The sequence below is a fragment of the Aureimonas sp. Leaf427 genome (assembly GCF_001425485.1).
GTDB lineage: Bacteria > Pseudomonadota > Alphaproteobacteria > Rhizobiales > Rhizobiaceae > Plantimonas.
This window is the reverse complement of sequence record NZ_LMQW01000023.1, coordinates 44,889-59,978: the sequence shown is the minus strand read 5'-3', so window position 1 is coordinate 59,978 and position 15,090 is coordinate 44,889. Positions and strand designations below refer to the sequence as shown.

Annotated in this window: 12 protein-coding genes and 1 tRNA gene; 4 read left to right on the top strand and 9 right to left on the bottom strand. The window is 66.8% G+C overall.

Annotation, left to right across the window (positions count from 1 at the left end; translation table 11 throughout):
* Window positions 1–109: 109 nt before the first annotated feature.
* Window positions 110–406, bottom strand: a complete 297-nt coding sequence (locus ASG62_RS13620; protein WP_056691220.1) for a succinate dehydrogenase assembly factor 2 — start codon at window positions 404–406, stop codon at window positions 110–112.
* Window positions 407–767: 361 nt separating this feature from the next.
* Here ASG62_RS13620 and recG point away from each other — a divergent pair, with 361 nt between their 5' ends.
* Entirely contained in the window at window positions 768–2,873 is a 2,106-nt protein-coding gene (gene recG / locus ASG62_RS13615) for an ATP-dependent DNA helicase RecG (protein ID WP_056691217.1), read from the top strand.
* Between the two features lie 187 nt (window positions 2,874–3,060).
* On the opposite strand, the gene ASG62_RS13610 is transcribed toward recG, so the two are convergent.
* From ASG62_RS13610 to ASG62_RS13595, 4 genes are all read right to left on the bottom strand, one after another.
* On the bottom strand, window positions 3,061–3,738 hold the full coding sequence (locus tag ASG62_RS13610; RefSeq protein ID WP_056691212.1) for a DUF502 domain-containing protein: 678 nt from the start codon (window positions 3,736–3,738) through the stop codon (window positions 3,061–3,063).
* A gap of 121 nt (window positions 3,739–3,859) precedes the next feature.
* Window positions 3,860–5,686 (bottom strand): glutamine--fructose-6-phosphate transaminase (isomerizing), encoded by a 1,827-nt coding sequence (glmS, locus tag ASG62_RS13605; protein WP_056691210.1) that lies wholly within the window; start codon window positions 5,684–5,686, stop codon window positions 3,860–3,862.
* 114 nt (window positions 5,687–5,800) lie between these two features.
* Entirely contained in the window at window positions 5,801–7,177 is a 1,377-nt protein-coding gene (gene glmU, locus ASG62_RS13600) for a bifunctional UDP-N-acetylglucosamine diphosphorylase/glucosamine-1-phosphate N-acetyltransferase GlmU (RefSeq protein ID WP_056691207.1), read from the bottom strand.
* A 92-nt stretch (window positions 7,178–7,269) separates the two neighbouring features.
* Window positions 7,270–8,013, bottom strand: coding sequence for a cytochrome c biogenesis CcdA family protein (locus ASG62_RS13595; protein ID WP_056692121.1), 744 nt, complete (start codon window positions 8,011–8,013; stop codon window positions 7,270–7,272).
* A gap of 223 nt (window positions 8,014–8,236) precedes the next feature.
* On the opposite strand from ASG62_RS13595, the gene ASG62_RS13590 reads away from it, so the two are divergent.
* Window positions 8,237–8,312: transfer RNA gene (locus ASG62_RS13590), tRNA-Lys, on the top strand.
* Window positions 8,313–8,345: 33 nt separating this feature from the next.
* On the opposite strand, the gene ASG62_RS13585 is transcribed toward ASG62_RS13590, so the two are convergent.
* The 4 genes from ASG62_RS13585 to ASG62_RS13570 are packed head-to-tail and all read right to left on the bottom strand — an operon-like array spanning window position 8,346 to window position 13,774.
* On the bottom strand, window positions 8,346–9,983 hold the full coding sequence (locus ASG62_RS13585; protein ID WP_056691204.1) for an ABC transporter ATP-binding protein: 1,638 nt from the start codon (window positions 9,981–9,983) through the stop codon (window positions 8,346–8,348).
* Window position 9,984: 1 nt separating this feature from the next.
* Complete coding sequence (locus tag ASG62_RS13580) at window positions 9,985–11,151, bottom strand: ABC transporter permease subunit (RefSeq protein ID WP_056691200.1); 1,167 nt, start codon at window positions 11,149–11,151, stop codon at window positions 9,985–9,987.
* Between the two features lie 25 nt (window positions 11,152–11,176).
* The gene (oppB, locus tag ASG62_RS13575; RefSeq protein ID WP_056691197.1) at window positions 11,177–12,100 is read right to left on the bottom strand and encodes an oligopeptide ABC transporter permease OppB; all 924 of its coding nucleotides are present in this window, start codon (window positions 12,098–12,100) and stop codon (window positions 11,177–11,179) included.
* Window positions 12,101–12,160: 60 nt separating this feature from the next.
* Window positions 12,161–13,774 carry a peptide ABC transporter substrate-binding protein gene (locus ASG62_RS13570; RefSeq protein ID WP_082537023.1) on the bottom strand — a complete coding sequence of 538 codons (1,614 nt, stop codon included), beginning with the start codon at window positions 13,772–13,774 and terminating at the stop codon, window positions 12,161–12,163.
* A 222-nt stretch (window positions 13,775–13,996) separates the two neighbouring features.
* On the opposite strand from ASG62_RS13570, the gene ASG62_RS13565 reads away from it, so the two are divergent.
* Window positions 13,997–14,284 (top strand): hypothetical protein, encoded by a 288-nt coding sequence (locus ASG62_RS13565; protein ID WP_056691194.1) that lies wholly within the window; start codon window positions 13,997–13,999, stop codon window positions 14,282–14,284.
* 252 nt (window positions 14,285–14,536) lie between these two features.
* Window positions 14,537–14,746 (top strand): cold-shock protein, encoded by a 210-nt coding sequence (locus tag ASG62_RS13560; RefSeq protein WP_056691191.1) that lies wholly within the window; start codon window positions 14,537–14,539, stop codon window positions 14,744–14,746.
* The last annotated feature ends 344 nt before the right edge of the window (window positions 14,747–15,090 follow it).

Below are 15,090 nucleotides of genomic sequence, written 5' to 3'. Positions count from 1 at the left end.
CGGCCGCGCGCGATCTCGGCAAGGAGAAAGGGTTCGTAGCCGTCGATCACGTTGCCGATCGAGAAGCCGCCGCCGCCCGAAAGAAGCTTCTTCATGCGCTCGGGCGAACTCACGGAGCCACTCCCGCTCCATTCGCATAGAAGGCGAGGATGCGCCGGAAGACAGACGTGTCGTAATTGCCGGGGGTCGGCACCTCGCCGGTCATCCATTGGAAGAGGTCGCGATCCTGCGCCTCCATCAGGATCTCGTAGTCGTCCATCTCGGCATCGTCGAGATCGTGGATCTGCGCATCGGCGAAACGACCGAGGACGAGGTCCATCTCGCGCGTACCCCGGTGCCAGGACCGGAACAGGGCCTTGCGGCGCCGGACGTCGAGATCGTGCGAGGAGCGGCTCGTGCCAGTCATGTCAGATCCGTGTTCGATTGTTATACCGACGAGCCCTTGAATTGACCTGTTTCGTGGGCCTTGGCGGTCTTTCGGGTAGGAGCCGTGCGCCGGGCGTGCCGGGGGGGGGCACGTCCAAGCGCGGCGACGCACTCCGAAAGTCCGCCAAGGCCCACCCGCAGGGCCGGGCCTCCTCCGCCGTGGACGTCGTCAGGCTCGGGTCACGGCCGACAGGCCGCTCCCGTCGCCTTCCTCATCCACGACGAAGGCCGCTCCGGCGAAACAGGTCGATTCAAGGGCTCGTCGGTATTACGGGTCTATATAGGGAACATCCTGCGGTGTCAGCCTTTGCCGGCCGCGGCGGAGGCGATAAAGGGGAGCGATGCGCCCTTCCGTCCTCGATCCGCTCTTCGCCGCCGTCACGACCCTCGATGGCGTCGGCCCCAAGGTCGCGGGCTTCCTGAAGACCCTGCTTCTGCCGTCGGGATCGGACGCGGCGCTGCGGGTGCGCGACCTTCTGTTCCATCTGCCGAGCGGGCTCGTCGACCGGCGGCGCCGGGTGGAGATCATCGGTGCGCCCGAGGGCGAGATCGCGACGCTGACGCTGCGCATCGACCGGCATCAGGCGCCGGGGCGAGCGAGTTCCGCGCCCTACCGCGTCTTCGGCCAGGACGAGACCGGCGAGATCGCCCTCACCTACTTCCGGGCTCAGTCCGCCTGGATGGAAAAGCTCCTGCCCGTCGGCGAGACGATGATCGTGTCCGGCCGCGTCGAGTGGTTCAACGGGCGGCCGGCGATGGTCCATCCCGACTTCGTGGCGACGGTCGAAGATGCCGCGGCCCTGCCGCTGGTCGAACCGGTCTATCCGCTGACGGCGGGCCTGTCCGTCAAGGTTCTGCGCAAGGGCATCGCCGCCGCCTTGGCCGAGGTGCCAGTCTTTCCCGAATGGATCGAGCCGGGCGTCGTCGGCAAGCTGCAGTTTCCGCCGTTCCGGGATGCGCTCGTCCGGCTGCACGGGCCGACCGATGCGCTCGATCTCGACCCGCTCGGCGTTTCCTGGCGGCGGCTCGCCTATGATGAATTCCTGGCCGGCCAGCTCGCGCTCGCGCTCTCGCGGCAGACGATCAAGAAGACGAAGGGTCGCCCGCTCGCCGGCGACGGCCGCATTCGCGCCCGGGTGAAGGCGGTCCTGCCCTTCGACCTGACGGAAGGCCAGGCGAAGGCCGTCGCCGAAATCCTCGCCGACATGGCCGAGGACGACCGGATGCTCCGGCTTCTCCAAGGCGATGTCGGGGCGGGCAAGACGGTCGTCGCGCTGATGGCGATGGCGGCCGCGGCGGAAGCCGGAGCCCAGTCCGCGCTTCTGGCGCCGACGGAAATCCTTGCCCGCCAGCACGCGGCGACCCTCGCCCCGCTCTGCGAGGCGGTCGGCCTGAAGCTGACGCTGCTGACAGGACGGGACACGGGCCGGGCGCGGGCCGAGAAGCAGGAGGCCATCGCCTCCGGCACGACCGACATCGTCGTCGGCACCCATGCGCTGTTTCAGGACAGCGTCGTCTATCACGACCTCGGCCTCGTCGTGGTGGACGAGCAGCACCGGTTCGGCGTCCACCAGCGCCTCAGCCTCACCGCCAAGGGCCGCGCGCCCGATCTTCTCGTCATGACGGCGACGCCGATTCCCCGAACGCTGGTGCTCGCGGCCTTCGGCGACATGGACGTCTCGCGCCTCGAAGGGAAACCCGCCGGCCGCAAGCCGATCACGACCGTCGCCGTGCCGATGGACCGGCTGTCGGAAATCGTCGACCGGGCGGGGCGCGCCATCGCCGAGGGCGACAAGCTCTATTGGGTTTGCCCTCTGGTGGAGGAGTCCGAGAAGAGCGACCTCATGGCCGTCGACGAGCGCCACCGGGTGCTGCAGCAGTTCTTCGGCGACAAGGTCGGCCTCGTCCATGGCCGCATGTCGGGCGAGGAGAAGGACGCCGCGATGGCCGACTTCAAGTCCGGCCGCACCCGCCTCATCGTCGCGACCACGGTCATCGAGGTCGGCGTCGACGTGCCCGATGCCTCGATCATCGTCATCGAACATGCCGAGCGCTTCGGCCTCGCCCAGCTTCACCAGCTGCGCGGCCGCGTCGGGCGCGGGTCGAAGGCCTCGTCCTGCGTGCTTCTCTATCGAGCGCCGCTCGGCGAGGTCGCCAAGGCGCGCATCGCGGTGATGCGCGAGACCGAGGACGGCTTCCGCATCGCGGAGGAAGACCTGAAGCTGCGCGGCGAAGGCGATCTTCTCGGCACCAAGCAATCCGGCCTGCCCGGCTTTCGCATCGCGCAGACGGACAAGCATGCCGATCTCCTGGAGACCGCCCGGGACGATGCCCGCCTGATCCTCGCGACCGACCCGGACCTGCGCACGCCCCGAGGCGAGGCCCTCCGCACGCTGCTCTACCTCTTCGGCAAGGACGATGCGATCCGGCTTCTCCGGTCGGGCTGAGGACTATCGACGAGTCAGGACAGTCTTCGTCTCCCCTTCCGGGGAGAAGGTGGCGGCAGCCGGATGAGGGGCATGCGCTTGCGCGTCAGGTTTGGCGTGGCGTTCTGAACACTTGCGAACCCCTCATCGGCCTGCCGGCCACTTCTCCCCAAAGGGGCGAAGAAACAGCTTCACCGTCTCAGTTCCTTCAGGCGACCTCGGCCCGCCTCGCCCGCTCCTCCACGATCCGCGTCGCCTCGGCTTGGTTCACCGGACGATCGGACTCGGGTCCGACGATGCCCGCCGAGACGACGAGCTTCATCGCATCCTCGACGCCCATGTTCAGGATCTTCACGTCCTCGCGCGGAACGTAGAGGAGGAAGCCGGATGTCGGGTTCGGCGTCGGCGGCAGGAAGACCGCGATCATCTCCTGGCCTTCGGGCTCGAAGATCGAGGCGATCTCGCCCTTGGCGGTCGTCGCGATCAAGACGATCGACCAGATGCCACGCCGCGGATACTCGATCAGCGCGGCCTGCTTGAACGAGGACTGGCTGGAGAAGACCGTCTCGAAGATCTGTTTCAGCGCTTGATAGAGCGAACGCACCAGCGGCGTGCGCCCCAGAAGCCGCTCGCCCCAGCCGACCACCGTCCGCCCGATGAGGTTGGCGGTGAGAAAGCCGACGAGCGTGATCAGGAGCAGTGCCACGACGAGGCCGAAGCCCGGAATGGCGAAGGGCAGATAGGCGTCCGGCGTATAGCGCAGCGGAATGTAGGGCTTGACCCAGCCGTCCACCCAACGGACGAAACTCCAGGTGAGCCAAGCGGTTATGGCCAGGGGCGCACAGATCACGAAGCCGGTGAGGAAGTAGTTTCGAAGCCGCGTCATCACCCTGCCTGCCGCTCCGCTTCCGAACGAAGCCTCAGAGCAGCCGCGATCCTAGCACGCGCGCGCGAGCGAAATCGACGGCCGGCAGCGTTATTTATTGCGCTGCGAAAAGGCGTTCCGCCTATTCCACGGTGACGGATTTGGCGAGGTTGCGCGGCTGGTCGACATCGGTGCCCATGTGGACGGCCGTATGATAGGCCAGCATCTGCAGCGGCACGGCGTAGACGATCGGCGTCAGGATCTCCGGCATGTCGGGCAGGACGATCGTCTCGGCCGCCGAGATCGCGCCGGCCCTCGCGCCTGTCTCGTCGGTGATGAGGATGATCCGGCCGCCGCGTGCGGCAACCTCCTGCATGTTCGAGACCGTCTTTTCGAAGACGCGATCGTGCGGAGCGATCACGACGACCGGCATCGTCTCGTCGATCAGCGCGATCGGCCCGTGCTTCAGTTCGCCCGCCGCATAACCTTCAGCGTGGATGTAGCTGATTTCCTTCAGCTTCAACGCGCCCTCGAGCGCGAGCGGATAGGAGAAGCCGCGGCCGAGATAGAGGGCATGCTTGTGCGTCGAAAGCTCGCGCGCGATCGCCTCGATCCGGGCCTCCAGCTTGAAGGCCTCGTTCATGAGGCGCGGCGCCTCCGCCAGCGCGCGCGTGAAGGCAAGCTCCTCGTCGGGCGAGATCACGCCGCGATCGACTCCCGCCCGTACGGACAAGGCGGCAAGCGCCGTCAGCTGGCAGGTGAAGGCCTTGGTGGAGGCGACGCCGATCTCCGGTCCCGCCAGCGTCGGCAGGACGACGTCGCTTTCCCGCGCGATCGTCGATTCCTGCACGTTGACGACGGAGGCCGTCCGCAGCCCCTGCTCCTTGGCATAGCGCAGCGAGGCCAGCGTGTCGGCGGTCTCGCCCGACTGGGAGACGAAGAGCGCCAGATCGCTGTCGCCGAGCGGCATCTCGCGATAGCGGAACTCGGAGGCGACATCGATGTCGCAGGGAAGGCGCGCGTAGCGCTCGAAGTAGTAGCGGCCCGTGAGCCCCGCGAGATAGCCCGTCCCGCAGGCCGAGATCGACATACGGCGGACCTTGGCGAAATCGAGCACCTGCCCGTTTGGAATGCGCGTGCGCCCGACCGTCATGTCCACGAAGGCGCCAAGCGTGTGTCCGATGACCTCGGGCTGTTCGTAGATCTCCTTCTGCATGAAGTGGCGATGATTGCCCTTGTCCACATAGAAAGCCTTGCCGACCGAGCGCCTGATAGCGCGCCGGACCGGGGCCCCCGACGCATCGAAGATCTCCACGCCGTCATGCGCGAGGACGACCCAGTCGCCGTCCTCCAGATAGGAGACCGCATCCGTGAAGGGCGAAAGCGCGATCGCGTCCGAGCCGAGGAACATCTCGCCGGTGCCATGGCCGATCGCGAGCGGCGGTCCGTTGCGGGCGCCGAGGATGGTCGCCGGCTCGTCCTCGAAGATCACGGCTAGCGCATAGGCGCCCCGAACCTCGCCGAGCATCGCCTGCATGGCCTCGCGGCCGGAGAGGCCGGCGCGACGATGCCGGGCGAGGAGATGGGCCACCACTTCCGTGTCGGTCTGGCTGGCGAAGACGGCCCCACCCGCGATCAGCTCGGCCTTCAGCTCCGCGAAATTCTCGATGATGCCGTTGTGCACGACCGCCACGCCGTCAACGAAATGGGGATGGGCGTTGGTCTCGTTGGGAACGCCATGCGTCGCCCAGCGCGTGTGCCCGATGCCGACCGTTCCGGGCAGCGGATCGGCGGCAAGCACCCGTTCGAGGTTGACGAGCTTGCCCTCGGCCCGCCGGCGGGCGAGGTGTCCATCCTCGATCGTGGCGATGCCGGCGGAGTCGTAGCCGCGATATTCCAGCCGCTTCAGCGAGTCGACGAGGCGGCCCGCGACGGGTTCGTTGCTGACGATTCCGATAATGCCGCACATGGAAAGCGTTCCCTGGTCGAAACTCGTGACGGCCTCGCATAGCGGGCGAAGCCCCCGGATGCGAGACACGGTTGATGGCCGGCGGATATGAAATGAAAGCCCGGGCCTTCGGCCTCAGTGGCCGTTGCCACCCCGAGCAGCCGCCTTCGCCGCCTTGGCCGCCCGGTTGCGATCCGCGATCTCGCGTCCGCGCCCTTCCTTCACCACCTGCCGCCCCCGCGCGATCGCCAGCGCATCCGCCGGCACGTCGTCGGTCAGCACGCTGCCCGAGCCGACATAGGCGCCCGCGCCGACCGTGATCGGCGCGACGAGCGAGGTGTTCGAACCGATGAAGGCATTGGCGCCGATCTCGGTGTGGTGCTTCAAGGCGCCGTCGTAATTGCAGGTGATGGTGCCGGCGCCGATATTGGTGTGGGCGCCGATCGCGGCATCGCCGATATAGCTGAGATGATTGAGCTTGGCGCCCGGCCCGAGCCTCGCGTTCTTCGTCTCGCAGAAATTGCCGACCTTCCCCTCCTCGGCGATCTCCGTTCCCGGCCGCAGCCGTGCGAAAGGACCGATCGCCGCATCCGCACCGATCGTCGCGCCTTCGATGTGGCAAAAGGCGTGGATCGTGGTGCCGCCGGCGACCCGGACCTTCGGCCCGAAGACGACGTTCGGCTCGATCACGACATCGCTGTCGATCTCGGTGTCATGCGCGAAGAACACCGTTTCGGGCGCCTGCAGCGTCACGCCGGAGAGCATCGCCTCCCGCCGCCGGCGCGATTGCCAGATGGCTTCGACGGCCGCGAGTTCGACGCGCGTGTTGACGCCGAGCACCTCGGACGCATCCGCCTCGATCGCCCGCACGCTGCGTCCGGCGCGGCGCGCGATCTCGACGAGATCGGTCAGATAGTATTCGCCCTTGGCGTTGGCATTGCCGATCGCCTCCAGCATCTCCAGCGCATGCTCGCCCCGGATCGCCATGACGCCGCCGTTGCAGAAGTCGACGAGCTTCTCCACCTCGCTCGCCTCCTTCTCCTCGCGAATGGCGATCAGCTCGCCACCCTCTTCCAGAAGCCGCCCGTAGCCCGCAGGATTCGGCGTGCGGAAACCGACGACGCAGATCTCTGCCCCCGCCGATAGCGCGGCCCTGGCTCGCGCCAGCGTCTCGACCCGCACGAGCGGCGTGTCGCCGAAGAGGACGATGAGGTCGTCGAAGCCTTCCGCGATCGCCTCGCGGGCCGCCAGAACCGCATGGCCCGTCCCGAGCCGCTCGACCTGGAGATGGACGGTGACCTCGCCCGCGACCGCGCGGACGGCTGCCTCGACCGCGCCCGCCTCGCGACCGACGACGAGCGCCGTGCGCGTCGAGCCCGCCGCCGCCGCCGTCTTCGCGACATGGCCGACCATGGACAGGCCCGCCACCTCGTGCAGAACCTTCGCCTTGCCCGATTTCATTCGGGTGCCTTCACCGGCCGCGAGAATGATCGAGAGGCAGGATCGGGACATGGATGGGCCTTGTGGCAGCTTGAAATCGAGCGTGCCTTTTACCACCGAGTGCTGAGCATTCAATGAAGGGTTCGCAGCGAAGGACCCGCGGCTCAGCCGATCATCTGAAGCGCCGGAAAGGTTTCCAGCAGCCAGAAGGACAGGCTCTGCATGCCCCCCGTCAGGAACAGGATGCCGGTCACGACGAGAAGCCCGCCCATCGCCTTCTCGATCCGCCCGTAATGCCGGCGAAACCGCGACATCGCCGAGAGGAACGCCCCGGAAAAGCCGGCAGCGAGAAGAAACGGGATGCCGAGCCCGGCCGAATAGAAGGCCAGCATCGTCGCGCCCTCGCCCACCGTGTCCCGCGTGCCGGCAAGGCCGAGGATCGCGCCGAGCACCGGCCCGATGCAGGGCGTCCATCCGAAGGCGAAGGCGAGACCCATCAGATAGGCGCCGACGAGGCTGCGCGGCCGGTCCGGCGCCCGGAACCGCGCCTCGCGCGACAGAAGCGCGATCCGGAAGACGCCGAGAAAATTGAGGCCCATCACGATGATTGCAAGGCCGGCCACGATGCCGAGCCAGTCGAGATTCTGCCGCAACAGGCGGCCCGCCGAACTCGCGCCCGCGCCGAGCAGCACGAAGACGGTGGAAAAGCCGAGAACGAAGATCGCGGCACTGAGGAGCACCCGCCTAGATCCCGCCCGCCCCGCATCCACTTGGCGGCCCGCGCGAAGCTCCTCGACGGAAACGCCGGCCATGTAGCAGAGATAGGGCGGCACGAGCGGCAGGACGCAAGGGGACAGAAAGGAGAGCGCACCCGCCAGGACCGCCGCCGGATAGGACAATTCCCCGATCATCGCACCGCTTCCTCGCCCTGCCCGCCCCGGTCCCGACCCAAAATCCGCCCCTTCCCCATCATCGAGCCGTCCGCTTACTCCCTCGCCCCGACAGCCGCAAACCGGCAATCTTCCTCTCGCGTCGAATTGCGCACCGCCCCGCGCCCGATTCAGCATTGACCCCGCGCGGTTCGATTTCTATGGTCCGCCCGATTTCGCAAGGCGCTCGCCGCCGCGAAACGAGCGCGTAGCTCAGTTGGTAGAGCAACGGACTTTTAATCTGTAGGTCTCGGGTTCGAGCCCCGACGCGCTCACCACATCATCGCCTTCCCATCTATCCGCCTCGCCCGTCAAACCGCATCCGCTGCGCCCCAGGCGGCGCCGATGAGGGCTTTCGTGTAGGGCTCGCGGGGTGAGTCAAAGATGGCGTCGGTCGGACCTTCCTCGACGATGCGGCCGTTCTTCATGACGAGCACATGATCGGCGACGGCGCGGATGACCGAGAGGTCGTGGCTGATGAAGATGTAGGACAGGCCATGCTCGTTCTGCAGCTTGCGCAGGAGATCGATCACCTGGCCTTGGACCGAGCGGTCGAGGGCGGAGGTCGGCTCGTCGAGGACGATGACGCGGGGCTTCAGGATCAGCGCGCGGGCGATGGCGACGCGCTGCCGCTGACCGCCCGAGAACTCGTGCGGATAGCGGTTGCGGCTCCCGGGATCGAGACCGACCTCTTCGAGAGCCCGGATCGCGCGCCGGTCGCGTTCGGCTCGTGAGAGATGCGGCTCGTGGATCGCGAGACCCTCGGTGATGATGCCGCCGACCGTCAGCCGCGGCGAGAGCGAGCCGTAGGGGTCCTGGAAGACGAGCTGGAAGCGTCGGCGCAGCGGGCGCATCCGCGCCCGGTCCGCTCCGGTGACGTCGGCCCCTTCGAGGCGAATCTCCCCGCCGCTCTCCTGGAGGCGTAGCAGCGCCCGTCCGAGCGTCGATTTTCCCGAGCCGGATTCGCCGACGATCCCGATCGTCTGCCCTTCGCGCAGCCGAAGCGAGACGCCGTCCACCGCGCGAAACGTCTTCGCCGCACCCGCAAAGAACCCTCCGCCGTAACGGAAATCCACCGTGACGCGCTTCGCCTCCAAAACGGTCTCGGCCGTCATCTGCGGGGCGCTCTTGCGACCCTTCGGCTCGGCTTCGAGAAGCATGCGCGTGTAGTCGGCGGCGGGCGCGGTGAAGACGCTCGCGACCGGTCCGGTCTCCACGATCTCGCCCCGCCGCATGACGGCGACGCGATCGGCGACGTGCCGCACCAGTCCGAGATCGTGCGTGATCAGCACGATCGCCATGCCGAACCGTGCCTGAAGCGACGAGAGCAGTTCCAGGATCTGGGCCTGGACGGTGACGTCAAGCGCCGTCGTCGGCTCGTCCGCGATCAGGATGTCCGGCTCGTTGGCGAGCGCCATGGCGATCATGGCGCGCTGGCGCTGGCCGCCGGAAAGCTCGTGCGGGAAGGAATCGATCCGCCGCTCGGGCTCGGGTATGCCGACCAGCGTCAGAAGCTCCAGCACGCGCGCTCGCGCCGCCTTGCCCGTGAGGCCGCGGTGATGGCGCAGAGGCTCGGCGATCTGGCGGCCGATCCGATAGAGCGGATCGAGCGAGGTCATCGGCTCCTGAAAGATCATGGCGATGCGATCGCCCCGGATCTCGTTCAGCGCCTTGGCGGGCAGGCCGAGAAGCTCCGTGCCGCGGTAGCGCGCGGAGCCGGACGCCTGCCCGTTGCCGGCCAGAAGCCCCATCATCGCCATCACCGTCTGGCTCTTGCCGGAGCCGGACTCGCCGACGATCGCGAGCGTCTCGTGGGCGGCGACGTCGAAGTCGATGCCGCGCACCGCCTCGACCGCCCCGTCCGGCGTGTCGAACCCGACCTTCAGCCCGCGCACGGAGAGGATCGGACCGGGCGTCTCGTCGGGCTTCGTATCGCCGATGCGCTCCATGTCAGCGGTCCTTCGGATCGAGCGCATCGCGCAGGCCGTCGCCGACGAAGTTCAGCGCGAAGAGCGTGACGACGAAGAAGATCGCGGGCGCGATCAGCATCCAGGGCGCCGACTGCATGCGGGCCGCGCCGTCCGAGATCAGCGCGCCCCAGCTCGTCAGCGGCGCCTGGACGCCGAGGCCGAGAAAGGACAGGAAGCTCTCGAGAAGGATGACCTTCGGCACCACGATCGTGACGTAGACGATGACCGGGCCGATCGTGTTCGGGATGATGTGGCGGCGCACGATCTGGAGGTCGGTCAGGCCCATCGCCTCGGCCGCCGCGACGAACTCGCGCCGCTTCAGCGCCAACGTCTGCCCGCGCACGATGCGCGCCATGTCCAGCCACTCGACCGCGCCGATGACGAGGAAGATCAGGATGAAGCTGCGGCCGAAGAAGACGACCAGCATGACGACGAGAAACACGAAGGGCAGCGAATAGAGGATCTCGACAAGGCGCATCATGACCCCGTCGACCCGCCCGCCGAGATAGCCGGCCACTGCCCCGTAGGCGACGCCGACGACGAGCGAGACGAGGCTCGCCAGAACGCCGACGGCCAGAGAGATCTGCCCGCCCAGCATGATGCGCACCAGGAGATCGCGCCCGTTCGCATCCGTGCCGAAGGGAAAGTAGGTTCGATCGACCGTGCCCGAAATGGCGATCGAGCGCCCCTCGTCGCGCGTCTCGTCAACCACCGTTCCGCTGAAGGCGCCGCCCCGGTCGAAGTAGCGCAGAACGCGCGGATCGATGGGGGTCTCGGCGCCAAGCGTCGCGGTGAACCTCTGGCCGTCCACCTCGAACGTCCGGAGCGTCACGCGGGCTCGGGAGGCCGCCGACTCGGCGGCGCCCTGGAGTTCGCCGGCGCCCGGCCGCGCCTCCAGGCTGGGCGGCACCGAGACATAGGCGGGAAAGACCTCGTCGTAGCGATGGGGACTGAAGAGCGGCCCGAGGAACGAGAAGAGCGTGACGAGCAGAAGCACGGCAAGCCCGGCCATGGCGGCGCGGTTTCGCTTGAGCCGCAGCATGGCGAGCTGAAGGAGGCTGCGGCCGCGGGTCTCGCCCGGCTTCAGCGGACGGGTCCCGGGAAGCGGGCCGGGATCGGCGGAGCCGGGAGCTGCAAGGTCACTCATGACGCGGGCTCGGTCTTGGCGATCGTCATTCGTAGCGAACCCTCGGATCGAGCAGCCCGTAGAGGATGTCGACGATGAGATTGAAGAGGATCACGAAGACGGCGACGAGAACGACCGTGCCCATGACCAGCGTATAGTCGCGGTTCAGCGCTCCGAGGACGAAGTAGCGGCCGATGCCGGGAATGGTGAAGAGGCTCTCGATGACGGCCGAACCCGTGAGCAGGCCGGCCGCGCAGGGGCCGAGATAGGAGACGACAGGCAGGAGGGCCGCGCGCATGGCGTGCGTGCCGACCACCGTGCGGCTGGGAAGGCCGTAGGCTCGCGCCGTCCGCACATGGTCGGCTCTCAGCGCCTCGATCATGGAGCCGCGCGTCAGCCGGGCGAAGACGGCGAGCTGCGGCAGCGCGAGCGCGATCACCGGCAGGAGAAGAAAGCGCCAGGACCCGTCGCCCCAGCCGCCGGCTGGCAGGAGGGCCAGGAAGACGGCGAAGACCAGCGTCACGACCGGCCCGACGACGAAGTTCGGCACGGTGACGCCGATCGTGGAGATCGACATGACGAGAATGTCGATCCATCCGTTCTGGCGCAGCGCCGCGATCGTTCCAGCCGCAACGCCGCCGACGAGCGCGAAGAGCAGCGCCAGCCCGCCGAGCTTCAGCGAATAGGGCAGACCCGCGCCGATCAGCTGGGCGACCGTGTTGTCGCGATAGACGTAGCTCGGCCCGAAATCGCCCGTGACGACATTTCCGAGATAGACGACGTATTGCCGCCAGAGCGGCAGATCGAGCCCGTAGGCCCGCATCATGGCCTCCATCGTCTGCGGCGGCAGCGGGCGCTCCAGATTGAAGGGCCCGCCCGGCGCAAAGCGCATCAGGAAGAAGGAGAGCGTGACGACGATGAAGAGCGTCGGCACCGCGCTCGCCAGCCGCTTCAAGACGAATCGCAACATGGGCATGGCTCCGAAGCGGCTCGCTCCAAGAAGGGACGGGCCTCGGGAGGATCGGAGCTTCTACTCGGCGATGCTGAGAAAGCGCGACAGATGCGCGTTGTTGGCATTGTCCTGCCATCCCTGCACGCGTTTCGACACGAGCCAGAGTTCGTTCTGCGCCAGAAGCGGCGCGACCGGCTGTTCTTGCATCAGGATCGCCTCGGCCTCGTGGAGGAGCTTGGCGCGGGCGGCCGGGTCCCGCTCGTCGTAGGATTTCGCCATCAGCGCGTCGAAATCGGCATTGCTCCACTTGGCGTAGTTGAAGCTCTTGTTCGCCGTCGTGTTCATCGCGAGGAAGTTCTCGGCATCGCCGTAGTCGGCCGTCCAGCCTGCGCGCGCCACCTGGAAGGCGCCGCCCTCCTGCAGGTAGGCGTAGTGGGAGGAGACGTCGAGATTGACGAGGCTGACGCTCGCCCCGAACACCGTCTTCCACATATCGGCGACGGCGGTGGCGACCCGCTCGTGGTTCGGGTTGGTGTTGTAGCGGATCTCGATCGACAGCGGCTTCCCGCCCTCCCCGAAACCGGCGTCCTTCATCAGCGCGAGCGCGTCGTCCTCGCGGTCGAGTTGGTCCTTCGCGGCGAAATCGGCCTTCGAAGGCTCGCCATAGCCGGGAAGATCCGGCGGCACGAAGGAGTAGCTCGGCTGCTGCGAGCCGGCATAGATCTCGCGGCCGAGGAAGTCGCGATCGATCGCCATGGAGAGCGCCCGGCGCACGCGCACATCGTCCATCGGCGCAGTGCGCGTGTCGAACACGTAGTAATAGGTGGCGAGCGCCGGCGAGATGTGGACCTCCGACCCATACTGCTCCTGCAGGCGTTTGATCTGGTCGGCCGAGAAGTTGTAGTTCACGTCGAGCTCGCCGGCCTCGTAGCGGCGAACGGCCGCGGCCTGGTCCTCGAGCGGATAGAAGATGACCTTGTCGATCTTCGTGTTCGCGGCGTCCCAGTGGTTGGGATTCTTCGCCATCGTCAGGTGGTCGTTGGCGACATGCTCGGTCAGCATGTAGCCGCCGTTCGACACGAGCTTGCCCGGCTTGATGAACTCGGCGCCGTTCGTCTCGAAGCTCGCCTTGGAGATCGGGAGCGCGGTCTGATGGGCGAGGAGTTCGAGGAAGAACGGCGTCGGCCGCTCCAGGGTGATCTCCAGCGTCTTGGCATCGACGGCGCGCATGCCGAGCTGGTCGAGAGGAAGGCTCCCCTTGTTGACCTTCTCGGCATTTTTGATCGGATAGAGGATGTTGGCATAGTTCGCCGCCTCCGCCGGGTTCTCCACGCGGCGATACGAGAAGACGAAGTCCTCGGCCGTCACGTCCGAACCATCAGACCACTTGGCGGCGTCCCTGATCTTGAACGTATAGACGGTGCCGTCGTCGGAGACCGTCCAGCTCTCGGCGGCGCCGGGCACGATCGTGCCGGTCGCATCGTAGATCGTCAGGCCCTCGTAGAGGTCCTTCAGCACGAACGTCTCGATGTTGATGCTCGTATGCGCCTGATCGAAGGTCTGCGGCTCGCCGGCATTGCCGCGACGAAGAACGGTCTCGGCGAAGGCCGGAAGGGCCGTCAACCCCGTCACGGCCAGGATCGCCGTCGCCGAAAGGAAGGTCGCCAGCCGGCTTGCTCGGAAAGACCGCATCGATTCGTCTCCGTTGATCTTGAACTTGCCATCCAGTCTAAGCTCCTCGACCGAGGAGGCAACGGATTCCCGACGACATGGCGAAACGGGAGGCGGCGGCCGGCATGGACAGGGATCGCGCCGTTCGGCATGGCTTTGTCCCATCGAAGGCGGTTCACCCGGACCGCGTTGAAAAGGCCGCCGAGCCGCTCCCGGCCTCGCGGCCCGCGAAGGATCGAAGCCATGTCCTCCACCGACAAACCCCTGCGCATGATGGCCGGCGCCATCATGAAGCTGCAGGCCCGCACCGACGCCCAGGATCTTCTTCTGAAGGCGCTCTACGTCGAGCGCGCCACGCAGCGCGAGACCTTTCCCGTCGAGGCGGAAGAAGAGATCCTGGCTCTGGCGACGTCTTTGGAGGGCTTGGAGCGGGTCGGATACGAGGGGGAGGATCGCCATCTCGCCGATGTCGATGCTGCACTGCGGGCCTTCGCCGGCGATCTTCGCAAGCGCCTCGAAGATCAACGCTGAAACCGCCGGAGTCGATCGCATCCGCGGCAGGTTTACAGGCAGCGAAGCGGTAGAATGTCGCCGCAACTCTTTCAGGCACAACGGTCCATTCATAGGCAGCGCGATCTTTCTCGGGCCGAACTCAAAGAATTAGGCGACAAAGCCTCTAACTTGTGTCACTGAAACATCGAGCGGCTTGCATTCGAATGCGATGCGGACAATGGTTGCTCACACCCTCCGGGGTGTCCGGCAGCACAAACGAACAGGTTCTCCATGCCTACTGGTACCGTGAAATTCTTCAATTCCGACAAGGGCTTCGGCTTTATCTCGCCCGACAACGGCGGCCCGGATGTCTTCGTCCACATCTCTTCCGTCGAGCAGTCTGGCATGTCGACCCTGTCGGATAACCAGAAGGTCTCCTTCGAGACCCAGCCTGACCCGCGCGGCAAGGGCCCCAAGGCCGTCAACCTGCGCGCCGTCTAAGGCTTCTGCAGTTTTTCGACTTCGAGATCGATTTGGCCCCGCTTCCACGGGGCCTTTTCATTTTAAGGGTCCGGTCTGCATGACTTGGCCCATCTGCCGACCCGCTGTGCACGGGGACAGAGACCGAACGATCCGATGGAGCGCAGGCTCTCGGGTCGCCGTTGCGGGCCTCTCCGGCGAGCCGCGGTTTCATTATCGACGAGACCGGCTCCCGCTTTTCGCAGACGATCCAAATCGCCGCCCCTCCGGCCGACGCGACGTCGTCCGCTTCAGTGGTGACGGCGGCCGACGATAAGGCAATGCGCCTCGCCGTCCTCGGCTCGGCTTCCTGCCCAGCGCGGCAA

Excerpts from the sequence above, each read along its gene's own strand:
- ASG62_RS13570 (WP_082537023.1), bottom strand. The coding sequence starts at position 13,774 with ATGCGGTCTTTCCGAGCAAGCCGGCTGGCGACCTTCCTTTCGGCGACG.
- ASG62_RS13610 (WP_056691212.1), bottom strand. The coding sequence starts at position 3,738 with ATGACGCGGCTTCGAAACTACTTCCTCACCGGCTTCGTGATCTGTGCG.
- ASG62_RS13580 (WP_056691200.1), bottom strand. The coding sequence starts at position 11,151 with ATGAGTGACCTTGCAGCTCCCGGCTCCGCCGATCCCGGCCCGCTTCCC.
- glmS (WP_056691210.1), bottom strand. The coding sequence starts at position 5,686 with ATGTGCGGCATTATCGGAATCGTCAGCAACGAACCCGTCGCGGGCCGC.
- oppB (WP_056691197.1), bottom strand. The coding sequence starts at position 12,100 with ATGTTGCGATTCGTCTTGAAGCGGCTGGCGAGCGCGGTGCCGACGCTC.
- ASG62_RS13585 (WP_056691204.1), bottom strand. The coding sequence starts at position 9,983 with ATGGAGCGCATCGGCGATACGAAGCCCGACGAGACGCCCGGTCCGATC.
- ASG62_RS13620 (WP_056691220.1), bottom strand. The coding sequence starts at position 406 with ATGACTGGCACGAGCCGCTCCTCGCACGATCTCGACGTCCGGCGCCGC.
- glmU (WP_056691207.1), bottom strand. The coding sequence starts at position 7,177 with ATGTCCCGATCCTGCCTCTCGATCATTCTCGCGGCCGGTGAAGGCACC.
- recG (WP_056691217.1), top strand. The coding sequence starts at position 768 with ATGCGCCCTTCCGTCCTCGATCCGCTCTTCGCCGCCGTCACGACCCTC.
- ASG62_RS13565 (WP_056691194.1), top strand. The coding sequence starts at position 13,997 with ATGTCCTCCACCGACAAACCCCTGCGCATGATGGCCGGCGCCATCATG.
- ASG62_RS13560 (WP_056691191.1), top strand. The coding sequence starts at position 14,537 with ATGCCTACTGGTACCGTGAAATTCTTCAATTCCGACAAGGGCTTCGGC.